Annotated in this window: 13 protein-coding genes; 4 read left to right on the forward strand and 9 right to left on the reverse strand. The window is 65.8% G+C overall.

Annotated features, from left to right (window positions below; genetic code table 11):
• The first annotated feature begins 8 nt into the window (after positions 1 to 8).
• A complete protein-coding gene (locus tag AB3X96_RS20940) occupies positions 9 to 812 on the forward strand; it encodes a glycosyltransferase family 2 protein (RefSeq protein ID WP_368591300.1) in 804 nt (267 codons plus the stop codon).
• Here the strand turns inward: AB3X96_RS20940 and AB3X96_RS20945 are convergent.
• The 3 genes from AB3X96_RS20945 to AB3X96_RS20955 form a co-directional block, all read right to left on the reverse strand.
• Positions 809 to 5,359: a beta strand repeat-containing protein gene (locus AB3X96_RS20945; protein ID WP_368591192.1), complete on the reverse strand. Its 4,551-nt coding sequence runs from the start codon at positions 5,357 to 5,359 to the stop codon at positions 809 to 811. The two genes, AB3X96_RS20940 and AB3X96_RS20945, sit on opposite strands and share 4 nt — an antisense overlap.
• Positions 5,360 to 5,427: 68 nt before the next feature.
• Positions 5,428 to 7,101: a ShlB/FhaC/HecB family hemolysin secretion/activation protein gene (locus AB3X96_RS20950; RefSeq protein ID WP_368591193.1), complete on the reverse strand. Its 1,674-nt coding sequence runs from the start codon at positions 7,099 to 7,101 to the stop codon at positions 5,428 to 5,430.
• Positions 7,102 to 7,121: 20 nt separating this feature from the next.
• A complete protein-coding gene (locus AB3X96_RS20955; protein WP_368591194.1) occupies positions 7,122 to 9,386 on the reverse strand; it encodes a CHAT domain-containing protein in 2,265 nt (754 codons plus the stop codon).
• 276 nt (positions 9,387 to 9,662) lie between these two features.
• Here AB3X96_RS20955 and AB3X96_RS20960 point away from each other — a divergent pair, with 276 nt between their 5' ends.
• The 3 genes from AB3X96_RS20960 to AB3X96_RS20970 all read left to right on the forward strand — a co-directional run bounded on the left by AB3X96_RS20960 (position 9,663) and on the right by AB3X96_RS20970 (position 14,090).
• Positions 9,663 to 11,648 (forward strand): protein kinase, encoded by a 1,986-nt coding sequence (locus tag AB3X96_RS20960; protein ID WP_368591195.1) that lies wholly within the window; start codon positions 9,663 to 9,665, stop codon positions 11,646 to 11,648.
• A gap of 37 nt (positions 11,649 to 11,685) precedes the next feature.
• Positions 11,686 to 13,410, forward strand: a complete 1,725-nt coding sequence (locus AB3X96_RS20965) for a murein transglycosylase A (RefSeq protein WP_368591196.1) — start codon at positions 11,686 to 11,688, stop codon at positions 13,408 to 13,410.
• 86 nt (positions 13,411 to 13,496) lie between these two features.
• Entirely contained in the window at positions 13,497 to 14,090 is a 594-nt protein-coding gene (locus AB3X96_RS20970; RefSeq protein WP_368591197.1) for a ParB-like protein, read from the forward strand.
• A gap of 13 nt (positions 14,091 to 14,103) precedes the next feature.
• Here AB3X96_RS20970 and tssJ read toward each other — a convergent pair whose 3' ends face one another.
• The 6 genes from tssJ to AB3X96_RS21000 are packed head-to-tail and all read right to left on the reverse strand — an operon-like array spanning position 14,104 to position 23,990.
• Positions 14,104 to 14,625, reverse strand: coding sequence for a type VI secretion system lipoprotein TssJ (gene tssJ, locus AB3X96_RS20975; RefSeq protein ID WP_368591198.1), 522 nt, complete (start codon positions 14,623 to 14,625; stop codon positions 14,104 to 14,106).
• 26 nt (positions 14,626 to 14,651) lie between these two features.
• Positions 14,652 to 15,785 carry a type VI secretion system baseplate subunit TssG gene (gene tssG, locus AB3X96_RS20980; protein WP_368591199.1) on the reverse strand — a complete coding sequence of 378 codons (1,134 nt, stop codon included), beginning with the start codon at positions 15,783 to 15,785 and terminating at the stop codon, positions 14,652 to 14,654.
• Positions 15,782 to 17,596: a type VI secretion system baseplate subunit TssF gene (tssF, locus tag AB3X96_RS20985; RefSeq protein ID WP_368591200.1), complete on the reverse strand. Its 1,815-nt coding sequence runs from the start codon at positions 17,594 to 17,596 to the stop codon at positions 15,782 to 15,784. The genes tssG and tssF overlap by 4 nt, the downstream gene beginning before the upstream one ends.
• Positions 17,597 to 17,610: 14 nt before the next feature.
• Positions 17,611 to 19,197, reverse strand: coding sequence for a type VI secretion system protein TssA (tssA, locus tag AB3X96_RS20990; RefSeq protein WP_368591201.1), 1,587 nt, complete (start codon positions 19,195 to 19,197; stop codon positions 17,611 to 17,613).
• The gene (locus tag AB3X96_RS20995) at positions 19,198 to 22,758 is read right to left on the reverse strand and encodes an ImcF-related family protein (RefSeq protein WP_368591202.1); all 3,561 of its coding nucleotides are present in this window, start codon (positions 22,756 to 22,758) and stop codon (positions 19,198 to 19,200) included.
• Entirely contained in the window at positions 22,755 to 23,990 is a 1,236-nt protein-coding gene (locus AB3X96_RS21000; protein ID WP_368591203.1) for a hypothetical protein, read from the reverse strand. Before AB3X96_RS21000 ends, AB3X96_RS20995 begins: the two co-directional genes overlap by 4 nt.
• Between the last annotated feature and the right edge of the window lie 8 nt (positions 23,991 to 23,998).

The following is a 23,998-nucleotide window of genomic DNA, read 5'->3' on the forward strand; positions in this document are numbered from 1 at the left end:
GGGCTCGCATCATGCCGATCTCGATCATCATTCCCTGTCTGCAGATGGCGGCAACGCTCGGCCGCGCACTGGAGAGCTGCCTGATTCAGCCGGAGGCCGCGCAAATCATCGTCGTCGACGATGGCTCGACCGATGCTTCGATCGAAGTCGCGCAACATTACGGCCGCCTCGACGCGCGTGTGCAGGTGCTGCGCATGCACGTGAACGGCGGCGTCGCCGTCGCGCGCAACTGGGCCGCGATGCACGCGAGCGAGGATCTGCTCGCTTTCATCGACGCCGACGACGAATACCTGCCCGGCGCTCTGGCCGCGGCGAGTGGCTATCTGCAGCGCTGTCCCGGGGAGGCCTCGGTGCGGCTCGACGTCGACTATGCGGGCTTTCCTCGCGCGATCGCCGAGCATCCCGATTTCGAAAAATACGCCGCAATCCTCAGCAACACCGTGCCGAGCAGTCTGGTGATCCGGCGGGCGGTCTATCGCGCGCTGGGCGGGTTTCCGCTCGACGCGTTCTTTCGGCGCGTCGGCGGAGAAGACGGGGCGTTTGCGTGGGCATTGAGCCGGCTGTTCGGCAACCGGCGGCTGATCGACGCGAAGCGGGTGCGCCAGCATTACCACCCGGAAATTCACGCGGAACGATTCTTCCGGATTCACCTCGGCCTGGAGCAGCCCGTCCACGAGGACGTCGTCGAAGCATGGCGGCTCTCGCAGCGGTTCGTCGCGAGCGCCGAGGCCGCCATCGCGCAATTGCGCGCGCTGCATTCGCCCGAAGGCGCCGCGCCGCCGGTTCCGCCCGCTCCCCCTCGCTCCCGCTAGAAGTCGCCGCAGCCGTGCTGGGCGTTGGTCAGCATGCAGCTGTTCAGGTTCGGCTGCGAACGCACGCGCTTCCATTCGAGCGCGAGGATGTCCTGATTCTCGCCCGGCGGCGTCGTGCTGAAGAGCGGCTGATTAGAGCCGATGCAGATGTTGGTGCCCTGCAGATTGTTTTCGTAGACGAACGTCTGCTCCTGGCTGCTGAAAAACGTCTGCAGACCGCTTTGCGCGACCGGATTCGGAATCGGGCCCTGCGGGTTCGAGTTCTGTAACGGGATCACCGTCAGCGTGCCCGGCACTTCGTTGACGATATAGCCGACGCTGGACGCGAAGTTGGGGTCGATCGGATAGCCGCCCGCCGGTGACGTCAGAGTGGCCGTGGTCGTCTCCGAGCCGCTCAACGTGCCCGCGGCAGTATCGCCATTGATCAGGCCGCTCGTCGTGTAGGTGAACGCCGGATTCGGCGCGCCAACGAAGCGCGTCGCGCCATCCGCGGTGACCGTGAGCGTCGGCCGTGCGGCATAGACGAAATGATTGCCGCTGATGGGCACCGTGCCACCCCAACTACAGCCCGAGCCGAACAGGCAGCCGTAAAAATTGGGCTGCGCGGTATTCGGCTGCACGCTGCCGCGTGTCTCGCCGCTCCAGGTGCCGGCCCAGATTCGCCATGCGTTGCCGGCGCCAAGTGTGCCGGCGTTCGCATCGACGAACACGCCGTTCTCCATCACCAGATCGATCGACCCGCCCGCGCTCAGATTCGTATTCGGCGCCGTCGCGGACGGCGTGGCTGCGCCCAGCCCGATATTGCCGCTCGTGGCGGTCGCGACGAGGTTGCCGGTCAGGGAGGAGTTCGTCACGCTCATCGGGCTCAACTGGCTCGCGGCGGAGTCGAACGTCCGGCTCGTCAGCGGGCCGATCACGAAGCCATGCGAGTTCGAGAAGTCGACATTGCCGGCATTGGCCATCGCCACCACGCTGACGTCGTTTTGCGGATCGGTCAGCGTGAAGGTACCGGGGCCGGCGAGGATCAGCCCGGCGGTCTGGATGCCGCCGGGGTCCGTGACGGGACCCGCGGAAAGCAGCATCAAGGTCTGGCCCGGGGTCGAGATGCCGAAGCTCAGCTCGATCCCTTGACTGCCCGCGCCCGGGTTGGACAGCGTCAGATTGTTCGCGAAGGACGGCCGCGTCGGCACGCAAGGCGAACCGGCCGATACGCACTGACCGTTCACTATGATGAGCCCGGTTTGTGTGCTGGAACCCAGCACGATGTTCGGAATCGATGCGAAGGTCGAGAAAGTCGCGGCGTCGATGCTGAGGCCGCCGCCCGTGCCGAGCAGCGTGATCGGCGTCGCGTTTTGAGCGGTGATCGCGAAGCTCGACGGGTCCACCGAAGCCGGCGTGATCGACAGCACGCCGCCCGGCGACGTCAGCGTCGATTGCGCGATCGCGAGGCTGCTCGCGGTGCCGTCGTTGAATGCGCGCAATACGATCGAACCGGGGCTCGCGGTCGAGATCGTCACGTTGTCGGTCGCGGCATTGGCCAGCGCAGTCGTTATGCCGCCGGTGACGACGGTGGTCGGATTGAGCAGCCCGAACTCGCTCTGCTCGACCTCAGGGACGGCCAGGCCGATCGCGACGCCCGGATCGGACGTGGTAGTCGAACCGGCGATGCCGATCGTGGCGGTGCGCGTCCCGGTCGCGCCGATCGTGCCATTGGCGATCAGCACGCCATAGTCGTTCTGCAGGTTCGGACTGCTGCCGGCCCGCCCGCTCACCGCGCCGCGAATATCGATCGCCCCGCCGTTGGTCGACGTGATCGTCGTGCGGTCGGTGATCAGCACGCCCTGCACGAACGGACCGGTGCCGCTGCCGAACAGGCTTACCGTGCCCGTTCCGGTCGTCACCGATACGGGGGCCGTCTGGACGCATTCCACGCATGGCGTGTTCTCGAACATCAGTCCGATCACCGAGTCGCCGTTGACCGCGGCTCCGACGCTTTGTCCGCTGAACTTGATGTTGCCGCTCGTCGACTGGACCGACGACCCATGCATGTCGAGGCCGATACCGACGTTCATGTTCGACGACACGCTGCCGGCGGCGGAAATGTCGCCGCTGCCGGTGCTCAGCGTGGCGCCCGAAAAAAAGACGCCGTCCGCGAAGGTGCCGCCGGTGGCTGTGCCGTTGACATTTCCCGTCACGCCGATCGAGCCGGTCGTGTTCGAGATCGTGGTGTTCTGAATTTCGACGCCGAAGCTCCCTTGCGCGCTTTGCGCGACGCTACCGTTGACCGAGATCGCGCCGCCCGAACTGCTCAGCCCGGGCTGCGGCGCGGCACTCTGGCCGACCGTGGCGCCGCCGCTCAGGAACACGCCCGTCCCGCTGCTGCCTGAGGAACGACCGTTCACGCTCAGTGCCCCGCTCGTCGTGCTGGCTGAAGTGCTGGATAGAAACACGCCGATGCCCTGATCCTCGATATTTGAACTGCCGGCACCGCTGATGGTGAGCGCGCCGCTGCCGGTTTGAATCGTGTTGTTACCTTGCGCGAACACGCCGTCGTTGCCTCCGCCGCCAGCGGCCGCCGTGCCGGAGATGCGAAGCGCGCCGCTCGTCGTCGCCAGCGAGCTGGCACCTTCGATCGCCACGCCGTTGGCGTTCGCGCCCAGCGCGACGCCCGTCAGGGAGAACAGGCCGGCCTCCGTGGAAATGGTCGACGCGTCGATGAAGATGCCCGACGACGACGTGACCAGATAGCCAATCGCCACGCCATTGATCGGGAACGTGCCGGTCACCGTCAGATCGCCGCCCGACGTGTCGATGTTCGAGTTCTGGATCAGGACCGGGCTCGCGCCGCCGCTGCCCAACGTCACGCTGCCGCCGTTGGTCTTCACCGTGACGCCCTGGAGCGAGACCAGGCTGAGCGGGCTGGTACCGCCCACGTTCGCATCGAATACGAGGCTGAGCGGCCCCGCGCTCGACGTGATGGTGTTGTTGACCAGCACCGATCCCGTCGCGCTCAGCTTCAGCGTGGCGGGAAGCGTGCCGGCCGTGAGGTTGAGCGGCGCGTCGACGACGATGTCGCCCGCGCCCAGGTTGGGATCGGTCCCGGTCAGTACGGTCACCGACGTGCCGAGGCTCAGCGGGCCGGTGAGCGCCGTGTTCAGGATGAACGTGCTGCCGGTGATCGGTCCGAACGTCATCGTGTTGGAATCGGCCGCGGTCTGCGTTTGGACCGGCGCCGCGGAGACATCCGGTATCTGCGTCACGATGTCGACCTCGAACGGATCGAGCAGCCACCGGCCGCCCTGCCCTTTCGGCGCCGATGCATCGACGCTCATGCCGGTCGTATCGAGCGTGTGGCCGGACGTTTCGATCAAACCGCCGTTGCCGCCCTGCGGCCCGCCCTTCGCGGTCAACGTGCCGTAAATGCGGCTGGCCGTTTCGCTGTAAGCGACGACGTTGCCGCCGTTGCCGTCGACGAGCGCATCCGCATGGAGGCTGGCTGTCGGCGACATCCAGATCGCATTGGCATTGCGAACCGAGGGGTCCGCGCCCGCCGGGCCGCCGCCGAAGTGCACGGTGCCGCCGCCCGCGGCGCCGCTAGCATCGACGTACGCTCCGGGCAGCAGCGCCACGTCGTAGCCGGTCACGTCGATCCTGCCGCCGCTTTGCCCCGTGCCGCCGCTGGCGTCGAGCGTACCGCCCACCTGTGTGACGCCATTCGTGCCGCCGTCGAGCAGGATGTGGCCATCATGCTCGCTGAGGCCTTGTGCGCGCACGATGCCTTGCTGGTTGATGACCGTGCCGGCCAACGCATCGGCCGTCTGTGCGCTCATCACGACGGTGCCGCCATCGGCGGCCAGTGTGCCGGTATTGCCGATCAGCGCGTGCGCCGCGCCCTGCTTGATCTTCAGCGTGGTCAAACCGTCGCCGGCGAAGTCGACAGTGATATCGTTGCCCGCGCCCAGCGCGACGGTGCCCAGTTTCGCGCTGACGGTACCGCTATTGCTGACCGCGCCGCCGAGCAATGCGATGGTGCCGCCCGCTGCCGCGCTGAGCGTTCCGGCATTGCTGAGCGCCGCCGCGGACGCGCCGACGAAATGGTAGTTGCCGGCAAGGAAGTCGGCATTGGAGATATTGAGCGTCGAAGCGACCATCGATCCCACGTTCACCGATGATCCGGGCGCAAAGATCACCCCCGCCGGATTGACGAGAAACACCTTGCCGTTGGCCTGCAGGCGTCCGGCGATCACGCTTGGGTCGTTGCCCATCACGCGGTTGAGCAGCGCGGAGGAAGCCGACGGCTGCGTGATGCGGACCGCTTCGCCGCTGCCGATCGAAAACGTGTTCCAGTTGACGATCGCATTGGACGAGCCCTGCGCGATGTCCATCTGCCCCGCAGCCGGCGAGTTGATGCTGACCGTGCCGGCCACCACCTGGCCGCCGGTCGGATTCGCGAGCACGAGCGGCATATACGATGCCGCGAACAACGCGGCGACCGCGCCGGCGATCGTGCTCGCATGCGCGGGTCGCACATTGCATGGCTTGTTCATCACACACCTCGGCACAGATTTTTGCTTGTCGTCGCGTTTCGTTGCGTTTGGTTGCGTTTGGCTGGCTGCTAGAACGTCTTGGTCAGTTGCACATAAAAGCGCGGCAGCCTGTCGTTGCCGGTCGTATCGGGCCCGGTCGTGCGCCATGCGACCGTGCCCTGTAGCGAAATGCCGCCCGGCGCGGCCCAGAACGCGCCGAGACCCACGCCACTGCGCGTGATCACGTTCGCCCCCTGGCCCGGACGCGGCGTCGCGTTGTACCAACCCGTACCGAAGTCGAAGAAGGTGAACACGGTGGCCCGCGCATCGATCGCGAAGCGCCCTTCGAGGCTCGCGACGAAACCCTCGTCGACCAGTGCCTCGGACGGCGAATACGCGCGCACCGCGTGCGGGCCGCCGAGCAGGAAGCGCGACGAGCTGTCGAGCGTGGTTCCGGCCCACTGGCCGGACACGCCGGCGAACACGCTGAGCCGCTCGGTGATCGCGTTCAGGCGGTTGGCGAAGAACGTGGCGCGCACTTCGGTGCCTTGCGTGTCGCGCCCGAGCGGCGACGCGTCGAGCGCCTCGGCCTGCGCGTTGCGGAAATGCAGACTGCCGATCAACAGCTCGACATCCGCGCTGTTGAAGCCGCCGCCGAACAGCGCGTCGCGGCTTTCGTAGCTGAGGCCGACACTGCCCTCCACGAGCGATCTGGGATTGTGTTGATCGACAATGCCTACGTTGTCGATCAGATCGCGATACTCGAGATTCACGCGCGCCAACAGGCTCTGGTTGCGTGTGCGGATGAGCGGATGCGTGAGCGTGAAATCCACCACGGTCGCCTCGCCCTGCGCGTCGAGCGACGCAAATTCCTTGCCGAGCACATAGTTGAGCCGCGACAGCGCGACCCCGACACGTGTGCCTTGCGCATTGATCGGCGCCTCGTAGCCGACGCGCCCGTAAAGCGTGTCGGCGCGTTCGCTGCCGAGCAGCCGCAAGTCCAGGTTGTCGCCGATCATGAACGGCGAGTTCAGGCGCGCGAGCGCACCGAGCCGCCAGGTACCGCTGGACTCCGCGCCGAAGTTGTCGAGATCGAGCGCAAAGGTCCAGCGTTTGGCCGGTGCGACGTTGACGGTCAGATCGACCGTACCCGGCTCCTCGCCCGCTTCGATTGCCGAGGAGACCTGAATACCCGGCAGATCGGACAGCAGCAGCATGGTCCGTTCGAGTTCGTGCTGCTGCAGCGGCTTGCCCAGCGGAATCTGCGCGACCCGCGCGCGCAACAGGTCTTCGCGGATCGGCGTGCCGGCCGCGATGTCGAGCCGCACATGGCCGACGCGCCCTTCGAGTACGCTCATTTCGACGTGACCGGACGTGACGTCCTGCGGCGGGATCACCACCTGGGCGAGCAGATAGCCGTGATCGCGATAGACCTGCGTGATGCGCGCGGCAATTTCTTCGAGCCCGGCGAAACTGGTCTGCTTGCCGAGCTGGTCCTGCACGGGCGCGAGCAGTGCGTCGCTGGCGATCGTGTCGTTGCCCTTCAGCGTGATGCTCTTCAGCAGGAAGGTCGGGCCCGGCGCCGTGACGGGTGCCGCCGGCGGCGGCACGGCGGGCAGCGCCTGATTGCCGCCCGGCGGCGCTGGCCGGGTCTCGCGCGGCGCCGTCTGGTTCAGGATGCTGCCCGCGTTCGGCAATGTCTGGCCCCACGCGAGCGCACTACTGCAGGACACCGCCGCGGCGATCAGTCGGAGTCTTCTCATCGGTCTAGGGTTGGTTGGGTTCATCCCTGTTGCTGACGCGCGATGGTCAAACGCCAGCCACCCATCAGATCGAATGGCGCCCAGAAGAACGGATGCGCGAAGCGCGGCGTGTGCAGAACCGCCAGTTGCGCGGTGCGCATCGCGTCGATCGCATCATGGCCTTGCGCGAGTTGCGCGTAGAAGGTGCGCATCGTCAGCGCGCTCGATTCGTCCGCGACCGGCCACATCGACACGATCAGGCTGGTGGCGCCGGCATAGAAAAACGCCCGCGTAAAGCCGAGAATTTCGTCGCCGCGCGCGATCCGGCCAAGTCCGGTCTCGCAGGCCGACAGCGTGACGAGCGAGACGTCGTTGAGCTTCAGGTTGTAGATGTCTTTCGCGAGCAGCGAGTCCGGGCCGTCGGCGGGCTGCGTCGCGGGCGCGAGCAGGATGCTCGAGTGCAACGGATCGATGGTGTCGGCCTGCGCGTGCGTCGCCACGTGCAGCACGCGTCCGGCGGGCGCGTTGTCGCGAAAGCTCAGGCGCGTGGCATCGCTATGCAGAAACACCTCGTTGCGCGCGAACAGCGGCGCGATGCCCTGCACTTCCGCTTCGGCGCCCGGCAGCGCATAGGCCGGCGTGATGGTCGGATTGCCGAACGCGACCAGATCGCTCGCGATCTTCTGCTGGCGCTGCGCGAGTTGTACCGCGACGCTCGCCGAGGGGACGAGTGCGATCGCATGGCGTTCGATCAGAAAGCCGTCGGCATCGTGCAATGCCTGAAACGGCAGATAGTGCAGCGCGCCGTGCGGCACGATGATCAGCCGCTCGTTCGGGCGCAGGCCGAGTGGCGCGATCAGCAACGCGTTGAGCTTGTCGCCGTAGGTCAGCGAGGCCGGGCGCCGGCGCACGATCGCATTGCGCAGGTCGGTGACCGCGGCATCCATGTCCGCGCGCGCAATCGGCAAGGTGTGGCCGGTCAGGCCATCGCCACGCACCACCCAGACGATCAGCTCCTTGTCGAGACTGTGAAACTCCACGATCGCCTCGTTGGGCTCGAGCGCGTTGCGCGTCGCGGCGAGGCTCGGCACCTGCCCGTTCAGTTGCCGGTCGTCGACGCCGGTATCGACGCGATTGCGCACCACGTCGAGCAGCGCGCGCGCCCGGCTGCGTTCGGATAGATCCCAGGCAATCGCATAGTCGCCGGTTTCGACCGTCAGCGCGATCGCCTGTTCGAAGACCGTTTGCGTGTCGCCGAACAGCGCCGTCTTGAACTCGTCGCTGCGAAACCGCGCGCGGATTTTCTCGGAGTCGTCGACGGCCAGAAGATAGGCTTCGCGCGCCTGCGGCTTGTCGCCGAGCGCGAGGTCGGCGCGGCCGATGCCTTCGTGCGCCCACAGGCGGTCGTAGTTGGCGTCGCTGGAATTGCCGCTTTGGCTCAACAGCGTTTCAAACGCGTGTTTCGCATCCTCGGGCTTGCCTTCGGCCAGCAGCAGATTGCCTTCGATGCGCCGGTAGGCGGGCCCGAGCTCCGCGGTGGCCGGGGCGCCGACCGCATCGAAGGTTTGGCGCGCGCCGGGCGTATCGCCCTCGGCGAGCTGCGCGTTGATGATCGACATCAGCACCAGCGGCTTGTAACGCGGCGAGGCGGTCGTCAGCGCGTCTTCGTAGGCGGCCAGCGCCTGCTGCGGCTTGCCCCGGCGCAACGCGACATCGCCGAGCACCTTGTTGGCCGGCGCAAAGACCTGCTCGGGCGCCTTGGGTGTGGAAGCGAGCGCGTCGCGGGCATAGCGTTCGGCGTTGTCGAGGTCGCCGGCATAGCTGTAGGCGATCGCGAGATCGCGTTTGGACAGGGCCGCCAGATCCTCATTGTTGGTCTGCCCGGCCACCACCAGCGCGCGCGCCGCGGCATCGACGCTGTCGCGGAAGTCGCCGCGCTCGGCGGCCGCGACGGACATGCTGCAATAGTCGTAGGCAGGGAGTTTGACGCGATCACGCGACAGCAGCAGACGTCCCTCGGACGTCAACGTGTTGATCGTTTCGGCGTCGCGTTCGCGTTCGTCGGCCTGACGAAAGGCGAACGACTCGGGTGCAAGGGCCGCGGTGCTCGCGGGCCGCGCCGCGGCGGCGGACGGGCCGGCGGCCAGCGTATTGCTCGCGGCGCCCAACAGCATCGAGCCAATCACGAGCGCGCCCGTGATCCACGCAGCAGCGATCCGGCGGGCCCTTGCGACGAGCGCAGGCCGCGAATCGCGTTGCACGACGCTGTGTGCCATCCCGCTCGATAGGCCTTGGCGCTCGTTCACTTTAACTTCCTGCAAGAAGGCAAAAGGAAGCGGCTGGGATGGAATGCGCGCACAACCCGCAAGCTGCACGCAGCGGTTGACAACACCGTATAGACGAATTCGGCCTGCCGATTTTGAAACTGGCGGCCGCACGCGGACCGACGCTCGGGCGCGCGGGCCGGCCTGATTTCAAAAAATGGCTCGCTTGATCGTCTTAAGGGTGGACGCGCCTGCGCGTGAGGGTGGCGCTCGCGTGTGCCGGGCTCAGCCGTCGTACCCTCCAGGGAGCCAAAGCCGATGAGCAGCCCCGACGACAAAACCGTGATCGTGCAACGGGCGTCCGGACCGGACGGCCAGCAGAACCCCGCCGAAGCGGCGGGCGCGGATCGTACAGTCGTCACCCGCCCGGCCGCGCAAGGTTCGAACGCGCAACATGCGCTAGCCGCGGGCACCAGGCTCGGCGAGTTCGAGATCGTCGATCTGATTGGCGAAGGCGGCTTCGGCATCGTCTATCTCGCCTACGACACCCAGCTAGGACGTCACGTCGCGCTGAAGGAATACATTCCCGCGGCGCTGGCCACGCGCGTCGGCGCGGCCGAAGTGTCGGTCCGCTCGGAACGTCATGAAGACACCTTTCGCGCCGGCCTGAAAAGCTTCATCAACGAAGCGCGGCTGCTCGCGCGCTTCGATCATCATTCGCTCGTCAAGGTGTACCGGTTCTGGGAGGCCAACGGCACCGCGTACATGGTGATGCCGTATTACGAGGGCGTGACGCTGCGCGACGGCTTGCGCCGCATGAGCGCCCCACCCGATGAAGCATGGCTGCGCGCGCTGCTCGCGCCGCTGCTCGAAGCGCTGGCGGTGTTGCATGCGGCGCAGTGCTATCACCGCGACATCGCGCCGGACAACATCATGCTGCTCAAGGGCAGCGGCCGCCCCGTGCTGCTGGACTTCGGCGCGGCGCGGCGCGTGATCGGCGACATGACGCAGGCCTTGACGGTGATCCTGAAGCCCGGCTATGCGCCGGTCGAGCAATATGCCGAAGAGGCGGCGCTGAAACAGGGACCGTGGACCGATGTGTACGCACTCGCCGCGGTCGTCTATTTCGCGATTCAGGGCAAGACACCACCGCCTTCCGTCGGCAGGCTGATGAGCGACACGTATGTGCCGCTCGCCACTGCCGCGGCCGGCCGGTATAGCGAGCGGTTCCTGCGCGCGATCGACCATGCGCTCGCGGTGCGCCCCGAAGATCGTCCGCAAAGTGTAGAGGCGCTGGCGGACGAACTGGGCATTGCGATCGATACGCGTGATGACGCGAATGCGGCGATCGAACCGACGGCTCGCGCTTCTGTCGAGTCAGCGGGCACCGGTGCGCCGCGAACGGCGCCGGCCGCGACCGTCGAGGCGAAGCGCGATGAGCCAGGCACGGCGGCCGTTCCCGCGCCAGCCGGTAGTCAAGGGAAACGCACGGGCTTGATCGCGGCAGGTGCCGTTTGCGTCGTGGCGCTCGTGGCGGTCGGTACGTGGTTTGCGATGCGTACGCCGCCAGCCGCTGGCCCGGCAGTCGCCGCAAGCACGAATGGGCACGACACGGCTTCGCCGAAGCCGGCCGAGACTCCTGCGCCGACGCCGGGCAATGCCGTTCAAAGCCCGGCCGCCGTTGCTGCTGTTGGCCCTGTTGCGCCGGTTGCTCCTGCCTCGCCTGCCACGATCACCGCGGCCGCCGCACCACCCGCAGAAGCCGACATCCTCGCGCCCTTCACCCCCGCCAGCGAACTCGAGCGAATCGTGACGCTGGCCGATCCGTCGATTCAGGTCACCGCTACACCGGGCAGAACGTCCGCCACGATCGGCAAGGACTATCTGCAGTTCAAACTCGACAGCAACCGCGCGGGCTACGTGTATGTGTTCATGGTCGATCCGGACGGTCAGTACCTGATGCTGTTTCCGAACGGACTCGATCGCAATAACCGGATCGCCGCCGGTCAGACGCTGTCGTTGCCGCGCGCCAGTTGGCCGATGCTGGCGGGCAACCCGCCTGGCCCCAACCACTTTCTGACGCTGGTATCGACGACGCCGCGCGATTTTTCCGACGGTGGACTGAAGTCCGCGGCGCCGTTCCAGTCATTCCCCGCCGATGCCCAGCAGCAAGCGGCCGCGCGTCGCGGCCCGCGCTATTCGCCGTTCGCGGGCAAGCCGCGGTGCCCGGCAGGCACGGCGGATTGCGCCGGCGCGTTCGGCGCCGCCACGTTCACCATCGATGCCGTCAAGCCGCGCGGCTAGCGCGCGCGGCGTTTGCGATGGTTCGCAAGGAGGCCGCATGCAAAGGGCTCAGCTTCTCCTGGTTGCGCTGACAGCCACGCTCGCGGCTTGCGCGAGCAACACGCCCGCGACCAGCGTGATCCTGGGGGACGCGAGCCATGCCGCGGCATCGCCGGTCGAGCAGGCGCCGCCGACGATAGCTGCTGCTACGCCCACTCCCGCAACCACACAAGCGACGGCACCGGGCACGTCCAGCGGCTTGGATAACCCGCGACCCAAGACCGAGTCGAGCGGCGGCTTCGCGACACGCCACGCTTACTACGAGCCGACCGCTTTCGCCGACCTCCCCGGCTGGGATACGGACGACGTCACCGCATCGTGGGAAGCGTTTCGCCGCAGTTGCACCGTGCTCGGCGCGCGCAGCGGCTGGTCGGAACCGTGCAATGCCGCAAGAGCCGTGGACGTTGGCAACGTCGCGGCAATCCGGCGTTTCTTCGAAACGTATTTCAACGCGTACCAGATCCGCAATCCCGACCGTTCGCTCGACGGCACGATGACCGGCTACTACGAGCCGCTGCTCAACGGCAGTCAGCAGTACGGCGGTGCCTACCTTTATCCGGTCTATGGCATGCCGGCCGACATGCTCTATCTCGACGCGCGGCGCTTGTCGGACCGCGCGCGCGGCGGCGTGAGCGCGGCGCGCATCGATGGACGTAACGTGATCCCGCTCGGCGATGCAACGACTGGCGACCCGAAGGGCGTCTACGCGCTGGACCTGCGCGATAGCGTGCCGGATATCCGCGACAAGAAGATCCGGTTGCGGCTCGACGGCGGGCGCATCGTGCCGTACTACACCCGCGCCGAGATCGAGCGCGGCGCACTGAGGGCACCGATCCTCGCCTACGTGGACGACCCGGTGATGCTGTACTCGATGCAGTTGCAAGGCGCGGGCAAGGTCCGCATGAGCGACGGCTCGATTCGCCGCTTCGCCTATGCGGAACAGAACGGCCGACCGTTCCTTCCGCCGCTCGCGCACAACGGCACCGCGACGGCCGGCGCGCGCAAGCTCGTCGTGCGCGGCATGGAGATGGAGGTCGATGTCAGCGACGATGGCGCGGCCGCCGCGAGCAACGACAGCAACGCAGCGGCTGCCGACGGCGACGACGAACCAACGTCACCCTTGCTGCGCGGCTTCACACTGGCGACGACCACGCCAGCGAATGCCGGCGCGATCAGGCCGGCCGTCACTGGCCCCACTGGCGGGCACGCTGCCGGCAATGCGGCTGGAGCCGGAACCAACGCACAAACGTCGAACGCGCCGAAGCCTCATCCCGTGTTCGCGATTTCCGATCCGAGCTATGTGTTCTTTCGCGTGATTCCCGACTCACCGAACGGTCCGCTGGGCGCGTTGGGCGTGCCGCTGTCGGCGGGCCGCTCGGTGGCCGTCGATCCGCGCACCACGCCGCTCGGCGCGCCGGTATTCGTGTCAACGCGTGACGATCCTCAGGCACCCGGTGCGATCGACCGCCTGATGCTCGCGCAGGATTCGGGCGGCGCGATTCAGGGCGCGGTCAGAGCGGACTATTTCTACGGCTTCGGTCAAACCGCGCAGACCCAGGCGAGCCGCACCAAAGAGCGGCTGCGCATGTGGGTGCTGCTGCCCAAAGGCTTGCGCATCGCCGCGCAGCAGACGTCGTTGAAAACGCGCGGCGGAGCACCTGGTGCATCCGATGCGGATTGTCTGGTCAGCGATCCGGTGCTGTGCGTGGACGACGCGCCGTAGACGTCTGGCGGAACGCGAGCAACGCTTCGTGCTGCGGCATGAATTTTGCGAAATCCGCGTGATCGCATTCCGACACGGAGACCGACATGGACACGCGGCAAATCGAAGATCTGCGTCCGACGCAGATGACCCACGGCGCGCGCGAGGTCAGCGAAAAAGCCCGCCAATACCGATCGCTGAGCGCCCATGACCTGCAAATGGCCATTGCCGAAAAGCCGATACCGGTCGTCTGCGGACCGAACGGCATACCGTTCGCGATCGATCACCACCATGTGGCGGCGGCGCTGTGGCAGGTTGGCGTGCGCTCGGTTCCGGTCGTGCTGGTGCGGGATCTTTCCTCGTACACGTGGGCGTCGTTCTGGCTCAGCATGGAAAACGAACGATGGACCTTTCCGTATGACGCGCAAGGGGTGCGCCGGCCTTTCTCCGAACTGGCGGAGCACGTCTGGGAACTGAAAGACGACGAATATCGAAGCCTCGCGGCAGCGGTCCGCGATGCCGGCGGCTATGAAAAAACCAATGTCCCGTTGGAAGAATTTCGCTGGTCCGACTTCTTTCGCGCGATGTTGCCGCGGCCCGATAACGACGAAAAGTTCTCGGCTTTGCTCAAGGAAGCCTTGAAGCTGGCAAAGAGCGACCGGGCATTGGGACTGCCGGGCTATCTCGGTCGAAAGGATTGAGCCGGTGGCTCACTCAATCGTGGGCCACATTGCCCGCCGTCACCAGAAACTGATCCATCAACGAGATCTTCAACGGCTTGTCCGCGTCGAGCTTTTTCTTCTCGATCACATACTTCCAGGCATCCCCGTTGCCGGGATTGCGATAAAACGCGACGATCGCCACATAGTTCGTATCGGCCTGCATCGGTTGCGACAGGCTCGCCGACGCCCCCGGATTCAGCACCGATGCCATGCTCGCCTGCAAATCCTGCGCGAGCAGCGTGCGGTCGTTCTTCAGCAGATCCTCGTACGACGCGCCATCGAACACCTTGCGGTCCTTCAACTGATACACGCGCACCGCGACCGATGTCGCGCGGCCGGCGTCGTCGGGGTTCAGCGCTTCGCGCGCGGACAGATCGACGTCGAGCACCTTGATCCGCTTGAAAAACACCGCGTGATACGCGCTCGACGACGCGTCCGACATGGATTGCCATGCGCCGCAGGCGGACAGCAGCGCAACGGCCGCAACCGTGGAAACGGTAGAACGAAGATTCATCGATAGTCCTTTGGGCGCGTTGTTCATCACGCGGATCGAGTCAGGTATGGATTGGCCGCGGGCTTCGGAAACGCTTGATAAACCCCGAGCGCGACGTTGATCAGGCGTTCACTCGCGGCGGGCAGCACGGTCGTCCAGCCGAGGCGCGGCGCGGATCCAGGCGATCCGCCGTTGATCGCGCAAAGCGGCGTGAGGCGCGACGACATTTCCATCCGCAGATGCACGTCGGCCTTCACCCCGACATACAACTGCACGAACGCCATCAACTCGCGATGCAGCCACGCACCCGGCAACAGATCGTGCGCCTGGGCGGCATCGGCCGGCCGCAACCTCACGCGCACCGCCCGGCTGCGATACGCAAGCCGCTTGCCGAGCACATAGCCGCCGCCGAGGCCGCGGCGCGCGTTGTCGTCGCCGGTTGCACCAGCACGAGCGGCCAACGACGTCAGCCGTTGCGGCCTGCCGGCGCGCGCGAGCGCGGGAAAGAACTCGTCCACCCGGACATCGACGCCCGGAACCGCGAGCGCGATCACGCCCGCGAGCCCCTCAGGCGTGCGCGTGCGCTGAATCAACAGCCCGAGCAGCGCGAGCATGCGCGAATCGGGCAAGCCTGCGCGTTGCGGCTTGTCGCCCCAGCCGAAGCCGGCGAGGCACAGGAGATTGCGCGAATGCGCATCGCTGCCGCCCGCGCGAAAACTCTCCGGATAGCGGTACTTCTTCCACGCGCGATACAGCAGCGTGACGAAGCGGTGATTGAACTGATCGAGAAAGGCTTCGACCACTTCGTGCCCTTCCTCGCGCAGCACGATCTCATCGATCATGTGCGACGGCATCGCCGCGTCGACACCGTAGAGTCCCATGAAGGTCGTGCGCACGGTCGGCGGCGCATAACCTACGAAGGCATCCGGATCATCGTCGAATTCGACCGCGGCGATCTCGCCCGCCGGAAAACCGGTACGCGCACGTGGCCGGAAGCGTACCGGTTCGTGCGCCGGGGTATCGCGAGTGCCGAAACCAGTATGGTCCGGTGCCCGCAATTCGAGCAGTCGGCACAACTGCATGAAGTTCATCCGTGGCGCACGCGCGAGCAGCGCCGCGACGAACGGTTCGAGATTCGGCGGTTCGTCGCGCGCCTCGAAAGCATTCGCGTATGCGCTCATAGCGGAGCCCGTTGCGCCTTGCTGCGCGGCCAATCGGTGCGGGCCTGCGACGGCAGGCTCACGATCGATAGCTTCGTGAACAGATTGATCTCCGCATACAGCGCGAAAAACCGTTGCAGCAATTCGCCGAACAGCATCACGTCGCCCTCGCCCGCGAACGCGTGCGAATCGAGTGTCACCTCGATATGCACGCCGCGCTCGACCGAGCCGCCCGCCACCTCCTCGAGCAACTCCTGCGATACCCACAGAATGCCCGCGAGCCGCCGGCGGTTCAGTTCGTCGCTGGTCCAGTCGTATAGCGCGAGCGCGCCGCGCAGCACCTCCGCGTTCATCATCGACAGGAAATTCGGCGCGAGATGCGATAGCACACGCCACTGGAAGCGGTCGCCGGTCGGCGGATAGAGCGGCAGCGTCGGCGCGACGAGATTGTTCACGCCGACGACGTTCGGCGTGCTCGCCGCCAACTCGGCGATGCGCGCTTCGCGCAGGCCCTTGCGGGGCAACATGCCGTTCGTGCCGGTTACGCGCAGCGACAGGCTTTCCTCGGGCAGCGTGTGCATCGTCTCCCAGGCGTGACCGCCGAGCACGACCCACGTCTCGTGCAGACCCGCGACGCCGGGCCGCACGCGCGCATGGAAGTAGCGCTCCGGCGCCTCGTGTCGCAGCATGCCGCCGCGATGCCGGAACGTCGCGAACGGCACGTACTCGTAGCGCTCGGCGGTGTCGTGATCGAACGCCTCGATCGCATCGACCGAATAGGTCTCGACATGCTCGCCCTGATGACCGGCGGGCAACACGCGGTATTCGGTTTCGTGATGGTCGATCTCGATCGGCTCGGCATCGAGTTCGAACAGGTTGATCACCGGCGTGCAGAAAAGCCGCACGTTTTCCGCGCTGAAACACTGATCGGACGGATATGCGTGCTTCAGAACGATCTCCAGTTCGAAGCGCGTCGAATTGTCCGGCAGCTTCGTCACGTCGAGTCCGTACAGATCGACGAACAGGAATTTCTCGCGGAACGTGAAGTATTCGAGCAACAACTGGTATCCGGAAAACGCCGCATCGGCCTTCGGCCACAGCCTTTCGTCGGCAGAGAAACCGGCCGGCTCGATCGTCACGTTGGCGAGCGGCAGCGCTTCACCATCGCGCACTTCCGGAATGCGCCAGTGGATCGCATCGACCTCGCGCGTAAGTGCCAGATGCATCGCGAACGCGGTCGGCAGATCGGCATTCAGATACAGCCGCACGCGCGACAGGTCCATTTCCTTGCGACGCGCGGACTGATCGAGCTCGAAGCCGAGCCGGACGATCGAGCGGCCGTCGTGGCGCACGGTGGGCCCCGCGTGCGTGATCGACAGTGGCTGCAGCGTGACCGGCTGCGTGGTCCGGTACAGACATTGCACGGTCTTCGGCGTCGCCCCCTCGGCGCCTGCCGCGTTCGGCACCGCGATCGGTGCCGAGCGCACCGGCACGCCGGCCGGCACCAGCTCGGTTCGCTGCAGCTTCTCCGCGAGCGGCAACAGTTCGACGATCGACAGCGACGGAATCATCCGCAGATAGTGCGGCCACAGCAGACTCACGAGGCCTTCGGTCAACTCCGGCGATTCATCGTCGAGCTTCTGCTGAAGACGGCCGGTCAGAAACGCAAAACCTTCGTGCAAGCGCTCGACGTAGGGATCGCGATCACCGACGCGATCGAGGTTCAGCATGCGCGCGCGGTCGGGATGCGCGTTCGCGAATTCCTTGCCGGCCTCGCGCAGGTAGCGCATTTCGGCTTCGTAGTAGCGCAGGATGGGGTCGTCGTGTTTCATGCCTGGTGTTCTTATCAGAAGATCAACGCCCGCGCCGGGTCCAGCACGGTCAGCTCGGCTTGCAGTTCGCCGATGCGGCGCGCGAGCGCGGGCCTATCGGCGTCCTTGCGGTTGCTCAGCGCGTTCAACGCGCGCAGCAACTGCTGCTTCACCTCGAACACGAGCGCGGGTTCCCAGCGCGTGAGTGGCAGCGAGCGTGCGCTCGTGTCGAGTTCGGTGAGCAGTGCGAGCGCCGTGTCCGCGCGACCCGCGTGATCGGCGAGGCGCGCCATCACTAGCCGCTGCAGGTAGCGATGCCGATCGGTGCGAAGGCCGGGCAACCCTTCGAGCCAGGCAAACGCGGCCTCGATGCCACCCCGCCCCGCGAGATCGCGCGCCTGCGCTTCGATCTCGGGCCAGTCGCCGGTCGCTTCGTGGTCGTTGCCGGCCGCTACCGGCAGCGGCGCGATACTCTCGCCCGCCTCGATGTTGCGCACTACCGCGTGACGTGCGATCCATTCGAGCGATGTGTCGTCGGCGAACGGCGTGCCGTCGTTGAACGCCAGGCGCTCGATGCCAGGCAAGCGTTCGAGAAACAGCGCGAAATCCGCGCGCAACTGTTCGCGCCATGCGCTGTAGGGCGCGCCGACGTGATCGAGTGCGACGTGCTGGAAATACTGCAGATCGAACCACAGGTGATTGACGCCCTCCAGGAATGCGCCCTCGACGCGTTCGAGCAGCTCATGCCACTGCTTTTGCAGCACGAGCCGTTTCATCTGCTGACGCAGCTCGCCGCGCGGTGGCATCAGACGTGTGCGTGATGCCGCATCGGCGGGCGGCACTTCGTGCAGCGTGTCCCAGCGAACCGTGCGGACGAGCCGCACCGACGATAGGTAACCGTTCTCCTCGTCGCGTAGCCACAGCGCCATTGAGCGGGCCTGATCGAGCAGGTCGCGCGTCGATGCGATCGAGACGTTCGGGCTGCCTGTAAAAGCTGGGCCCGGCGATGGGGGTGAGGTTGCGGAATCGAGTTCATTGCCACGCGTCGATGCGTCGTTCTGCTCGAAGCGCGCGACCAGCGCGGCGAAATTCGGCCGAGCTGCGTCGGTCCATGTGGCCGTACGCGTGACAAGCAGATCGAGCGCGGCGATCGCGCGTTCGAGGTCGGCCGCCGCGAACTCGCCGCGACTCTCGAGCAGTTCGATGACGCGTGTGGTGGCAAGCATGTCGAGCGCGCCCTTCTTTGCCTCGGCGCGCGCGGGCAGCACATTCTCGCCGAAGCGCTCGACGAGCGACGCCGCGAGTTCGAGCCCGTCTGCGAAGCCGGAAGGACCGTCCGCGCGCAGACGTGCAAACGCGTAGTAACCGGCGACACGCAGATCCTTGCCGGTCTCCTTCAGCAACTGCTCGCACGAACGGACGACCAGGCTGTGGTCGATACCGGAGAGTTTTTGCGTTTCGTCGCGCAACTCGAAGAACAGGTCTTCATAGCCCGGGTCGCGGCCGCAGCCGTGCTCGCCGGGCAGCGGCTGCAGCCATGCGCTCCACGCATCGAGACGCGCGCGTACGCGTTGTTCCTCGTCGCGCGACGGGAACAGCGTCTTCAACAAACTCGACAGCATTTATTCGACCTCCGGCAGCGAACCTTGCGGCAAGCCCACGGTCGCGTGCTTCGCCGCGTTGAGCGCCGCGGGCGGCAATGGTGGCGGCGGGTTCGCCCCGGATACCTTCGGCGCGCTCTTTGGGTTGCCGGTCACGAAGATTCGCGCGGGTAGCTTGAAGTGACGCAGCGAGAGCACTTCGAGCGGGCCCGCGCCCGTCTCGTTGCGCAGCTGCACGCGCAATGGGATGCCCTCGCTCTGGTCGGGCTGCCACGACAGCACATAGCGCGCGGCGTCCTGTTGCGACACCTGCGCTCGTTCGAGCAGACGGATCAGGCCAAAGCGGCCTTGGGCGTCGAGTGCCGAGCGCAGGCCGCCGTGTTCGGTCTGCCATTCGATACGCGACAGGTTTTCGAGCGAATCGCCGGGCCACAGGAATGGCGTCCACTCTTCCTTCTGGTTGAAGTAATGCAGTTCGCGGCCCGACAGCACGAAGCGCGTGTCGGTGACGCCCGGCGTCGGCACCGCGCGCAATTCGTAGCGCAGGTGGGCGTCGCCGGACGGGAACAGCACCGTCGATGCGCGCGTAATTTTGTTTAGTCCGTCGAGGAACGTGGGATCGAGCGTCAATGCGCGGCCGTGGCTCGCGCCCTGCGCGGCGATCCAGCGATCGCCCTGGCGTTCGACCACACCCGCCAGTTGCGTCGTCACGAACTGCGTAATCACGCCCTTCTCGGGGCGCATGAAGCGCGCCATTTCCGGCAGCGACGCGTCGTTGTCGGAGTCCGCGAACGGATAGCGCCCACCGAACGCGCCGTTCCAGTCAGCGACAATCGCCGTGCGCCAGATCTCGTTGAGGCTCGCCGCGGCCGGCTGCACCAGCACCTGCCAAGTTTGATCGAGCGGCGCCTGGAACAGCCCGCCGAAGCCGGCCCACCGTTCGCCGAGACTCGCGGCAAGGCGGCTCGCGTAATCGCGGCTGTCGGCGATGTCCGAGGTCTTGCCCTGCAGCACCGCCTGCGCGGCGATGCGCGACATCGCGTCGGTGTCGGGACTCGACACGATCTGCCCGATCTTCAGACGCATCGCGGTCACGCGTTCGAGATAGCGCGCGACGCTGAGATCACCGGTCGCGGCCAGTTGCGCGGTGGAGTTCGCGTTCGCCCGCGTGGCGCCGGACGCGAGATCGTTGCCGGCAAGCCGCAGGATCGGCCCGAACGCGACCGCGAGCGGTGCAAGCGGCGGCGGCGTTTGCTTCGACGGATTTTCTTGGTCTGCGTGGACCAGTTGCTGCGCTTTGCTGACCAGCGTGTCCGACAGCGATTGCGGGCGCGCGCCCGTGCCCGCCTGATAGACGATCGCGTTCATCAGCATCACGAGCGGCGAGCGCTGTGGGTCGCCGAGCAGCGTTAGCTGATCGGCGGTCGCGGACAGCGTCGGTGCCGATTGCCAGCGCAGGCTGTTCAGGAACAGGCCCCAGGCGCGCGCGTAATCGTCGAAATAGCGCTGACGCAGCCCGGCTTTCAGCGACGACGGCGGCTCGGTTTTGTTTTCGACGTCCGACAGCACCCAGTCGCCCGTGACGTTGCTCTGCTCGCTCGCGTCGTCGATCGCTTTTGCGATGCGTTCCTCCCACGCCGTGCGCGTGAAGACGCCGGGGACCGTGGCCGTCGTGCTGAACAGACCGCGGCTCGATGTGTCGCCGAGCAGCGTCGCGAGCGACACGGGCGGATACTTGGCTTTCGCGTCGTCGAGGATCTGCTGATAGACCGCGTCCGTCGAGTTCTGGATACCGCGCACGCCGATGATCGTTTGGCGCGTCGCCGAGATGAGTCCGATGTTATCGACGATCGCGAGCGACGAGCCGCTTGTCGATGCACGACGCCCTAGATGATTCGCGAAGAAGGTGATGGTGTGCTGACGCAGGTCCTCCCATGCGCCGGCCGACAGCGGCGAGTTGTCGGGACGCGTGGGCGCGGACGTCGCGGTGAGCTGCGGTGCGAGGAAGGCAGCGGCCGCGCGTTCGGGCCTGGCGAGCATCATGTAGGTCTTCAGCGTGTCGTAGGCGGCCTGCTCCTCGCCGCTGCCGCCGCTCGCAATCTCGGCGTCGGTCAGTGACGCAAGCTGATGCAGCCGCGCCTCCAGCTTCTCGCGGATCGGGCCGACGAGAATGCGGCCAGCGGCGTTTTCATAGCTGGGCCACAGGGCGTTTAGTAGCGCGGTGTCGCGGTTCAGGCCGAAACGTGCGAGGTGTGGGGCGCCGTCAAGCTGGTGGGATTCGAGTGTGTCGATCTGCTTGTCGAGTGTGTCGAGCGTTTGTATCGATCGGGTTGGGTCGTGTGCTTCTGCGAGCTTCGTTAGAGTGTCGGCGGCGGTTTGGATCGTTGTGCGGTTCGTGAAACCCGAGATCATCGTGCCGGTGATCCATAGGGTGATCGCCGCGGTGACTGTCCACGCGGCCGTGGTCGATAGAGAGAAGCCGATGCGGTGGCCGTGGAGCTTGCGACTGTGGTCGGCGATGGTTTGCCAGACGGTGCGGTGTTGGGGGGCGATGCGTTCCGCCTCGGCGTCTTCACCTGCCTTGTCTTTGTCGTCGCCCAGGGTCGCGGGCGCGGCTAGTTCGCGCTCCTTGAAGAGCGGCGCGAACAGAAGGCCGTGGACGCCCTGGCGCCAGTAACGTGAATGCGCCGTTTGTGCGATCACTCCTGACAACGCGCTGGAAAGCCTTTCGATGTGTTGCGATAACTCCGCGGGGTAACGATCGTGTTTGTCGTCGGCGAGGCGCAGGACGCCGGCGTCCGCGAGGTGGCGGGTGAGGTTTTGTAGCGAGTCGTCGATGTGGGCCGCGTGCATGCGCGCGTTTGACCACGTTAGGCCGATCGCTTCGTCGTCGCACTTCGGTTCGGTGCTGAAGTCCGTTACGTTGAGCAGATAGGCAGGCGCGGACCAGCGCAGTGCACGCGCGTGGCGCGCGAGGCGTTGGGCGAGCGCGTCGGCGTTGAAGGGGGAGTTGGCTGAGCTGCGGTTGCTGGTTATTGCGACGATTGCGTCGATCGGCCGGCGGCGGCGCAGGCGGCGGATTTGGGTGAGCCAGGTGGTGTCGAGGGTCGTGCTGGTTTGAGCTGCGTAGAGCAGGACTGTGTTGCCGGTGATGGCGTAGCCGGTTTCGGCGAGGCCCGGGGCGAGGCGTTTTACCAGGGGGAGGTCGCCGGTTAGCAGGAGCCAGCGGTTGCGGTAGCGCCAGTGGCGGCCGTGGAGGTCGCGGAGCGCTTCGCGCAGGCTTTTGCCGCGATGTGCATTGCGGTCGAGTGTCGCATCGCGTGTAGCTGCACCGACACGAGCCGACGGGTCACGGTCATACTGCCTCGCAGAGCGGCCAGGCGCATTGCGCGCGAAGACTCTCCAGCCACAGGAAAGCGGCGCGCGCAACAGAAGAACAGCGCTTCCGACCAGCACTACCACCAGCACCCGATACGAAGGTGATGGATTAAGAGCGGCGCCTTTGAAATATGCGAGGATGGCCGCGATTGCCGTCGCTGAGCAGACGAGAATCCAGTATCCCTGGATTTTGCGAATAGTCATGCTTTGGGTGCCATTTCTTCTTGTCCGCGAGCAGCGTTGACAACAGCGAATCTCAATGTCGCTTCGTGCCACGCGATAAGTTGAGGTGCCGCTGTTTGCATCGCACTTTCAATACCAAGCGCAACGGCGAGCCACCCAGCGCAGACGCCCGGCATACCGACGGCCAGATCGATGTCGTGTACGCCCGGAAGTCCCACTGTTTGGGCTACACCCAGATTCACTTCCGAGGCAACTCGAAGCAGGTCCGCCTTGAGCGTGCCCGTCAAACCGGCCTGCCAAAGAACTTTGATACCGGCACTTGTCGCGTTGCCCCACAGCAAGGCTCGGGAAATTCCCGCTTTCAAATCTCCAGCTTCGGTTTCCACAGGCCGATGCAGCAATGCCTTCGTCTTCAACGCACACCGCTCAGCAAGGGGAGCCCACGCAAGCAGCACGCAAACCGCCGCTTCCGCACTCGATTGCGACGCGTGCTCATGCAGTTGAACCGAAACATACAATGTCGCTTTTTCCAAGCCCGAGCCGCCGCGGACATCGAGCCATTGATCGAGCGCCATCAGACCTTGAATCACGCTCAACGTCTTCGTCTTCGTCGGCCGCAAATTTTTTGCAGCCCAGCACACTTCCCACGTCCGAAGCAAGGATTGCCGATCTCCATCAGCTGGCAAATGCAATCGAACGCTGAACGGCACCTCTTGCGGTATCGCCGTCACCGCGTCGCTAATTCGCTCCAACAGCGCATCAAAGCAAGCGCGGTAACGGGAAAGTATGTCCGTGCCCTCCAATGTTAGTGCGGTGTGCCGCACCGCGACCATCCCGTTGCGCGATGTTCGTGCACTCAACATGGATTCGCCCTTGGCGATTCTGGCGGCGACTTTCTCATGGCCCAACGCAGTCAAATATTCGAAGCCCAGAACCGCCAGCGGCTCGCTACCGAATCGAAGTGCCGCGTCTCTGTCCCGTGACCGAACCTCTCTTTCTGCCTGAAGTCGCTGCATCTCTTCGCCGTAGTAGTGCAAACGCAAGCCGAACAACGCAAACCACGTCAAGGCGGGAAACCCGAGCAGACGTATCCAAAACCACAAGGTATTGATGGGTTCGCCCGTCGACCATGTCAACAAGGCGACGATCACACCCGCGAGCATGACTACGACAAATAAACCAAGCCAGGCTATCGCGCGCGGAAGTTCCGGCGGGACCTCGGATGACTCTAATTCGGGCAGTTCTACTGGCATAGCCTGCC

Source organism: Paraburkholderia sp. BR13439, from assembly GCF_040948805.1.
Classification (GTDB): Bacteria; Pseudomonadota; Gammaproteobacteria; order Burkholderiales; family Burkholderiaceae; genus Paraburkholderia; species Paraburkholderia youngii.

What these genes read in the sequence shown, in the direction of transcription:
- AB3X96_RS20960 (WP_368591195.1), top strand. Translation starts at nt 9,663, where the DNA reads ATGAGCAGCCCCGACGACAAAACCGTGATCGTGCAACGGGCGTCCGGA.
- AB3X96_RS20965 (WP_368591196.1), top strand. Translation starts at nt 11,686, where the DNA reads ATGCAAAGGGCTCAGCTTCTCCTGGTTGCGCTGACAGCCACGCTCGCG.
- AB3X96_RS20945 (WP_368591192.1), bottom strand. Translation starts at nt 5,359, where the DNA reads ATGAACAAGCCATGCAATGTGCGACCCGCGCATGCGAGCACGATCGCC.
- AB3X96_RS21000 (WP_368591203.1), bottom strand. Translation starts at nt 23,990, where the DNA reads ATGCCAGTAGAACTGCCCGAATTAGAGTCATCCGAGGTCCCGCCGGAA.
- AB3X96_RS20970 (WP_368591197.1), top strand. Translation starts at nt 13,497, where the DNA reads ATGGACACGCGGCAAATCGAAGATCTGCGTCCGACGCAGATGACCCAC.
- AB3X96_RS20950 (WP_368591193.1), bottom strand. Translation starts at nt 7,101, where the DNA reads ATGAGAAGACTCCGACTGATCGCCGCGGCGGTGTCCTGCAGTAGTGCG.
- tssG (WP_368591199.1), bottom strand. Translation starts at nt 15,785, where the DNA reads ATGAGCGCATACGCGAATGCTTTCGAGGCGCGCGACGAACCGCCGAAT.
- tssJ (WP_368591198.1), bottom strand. Translation starts at nt 14,625, where the DNA reads ATGAATCTTCGTTCTACCGTTTCCACGGTTGCGGCCGTTGCGCTGCTG.
- tssA (WP_368591201.1), bottom strand. Translation starts at nt 19,197, where the DNA reads ATGCTGTCGAGTTTGTTGAAGACGCTGTTCCCGTCGCGCGACGAGGAA.
- AB3X96_RS20995 (WP_368591202.1), bottom strand. Translation starts at nt 22,758, where the DNA reads ATGACTATTCGCAAAATCCAGGGATACTGGATTCTCGTCTGCTCAGCG.
- tssF (WP_368591200.1), bottom strand. Translation starts at nt 17,596, where the DNA reads ATGAAACACGACGACCCCATCCTGCGCTACTACGAAGCCGAAATGCGC.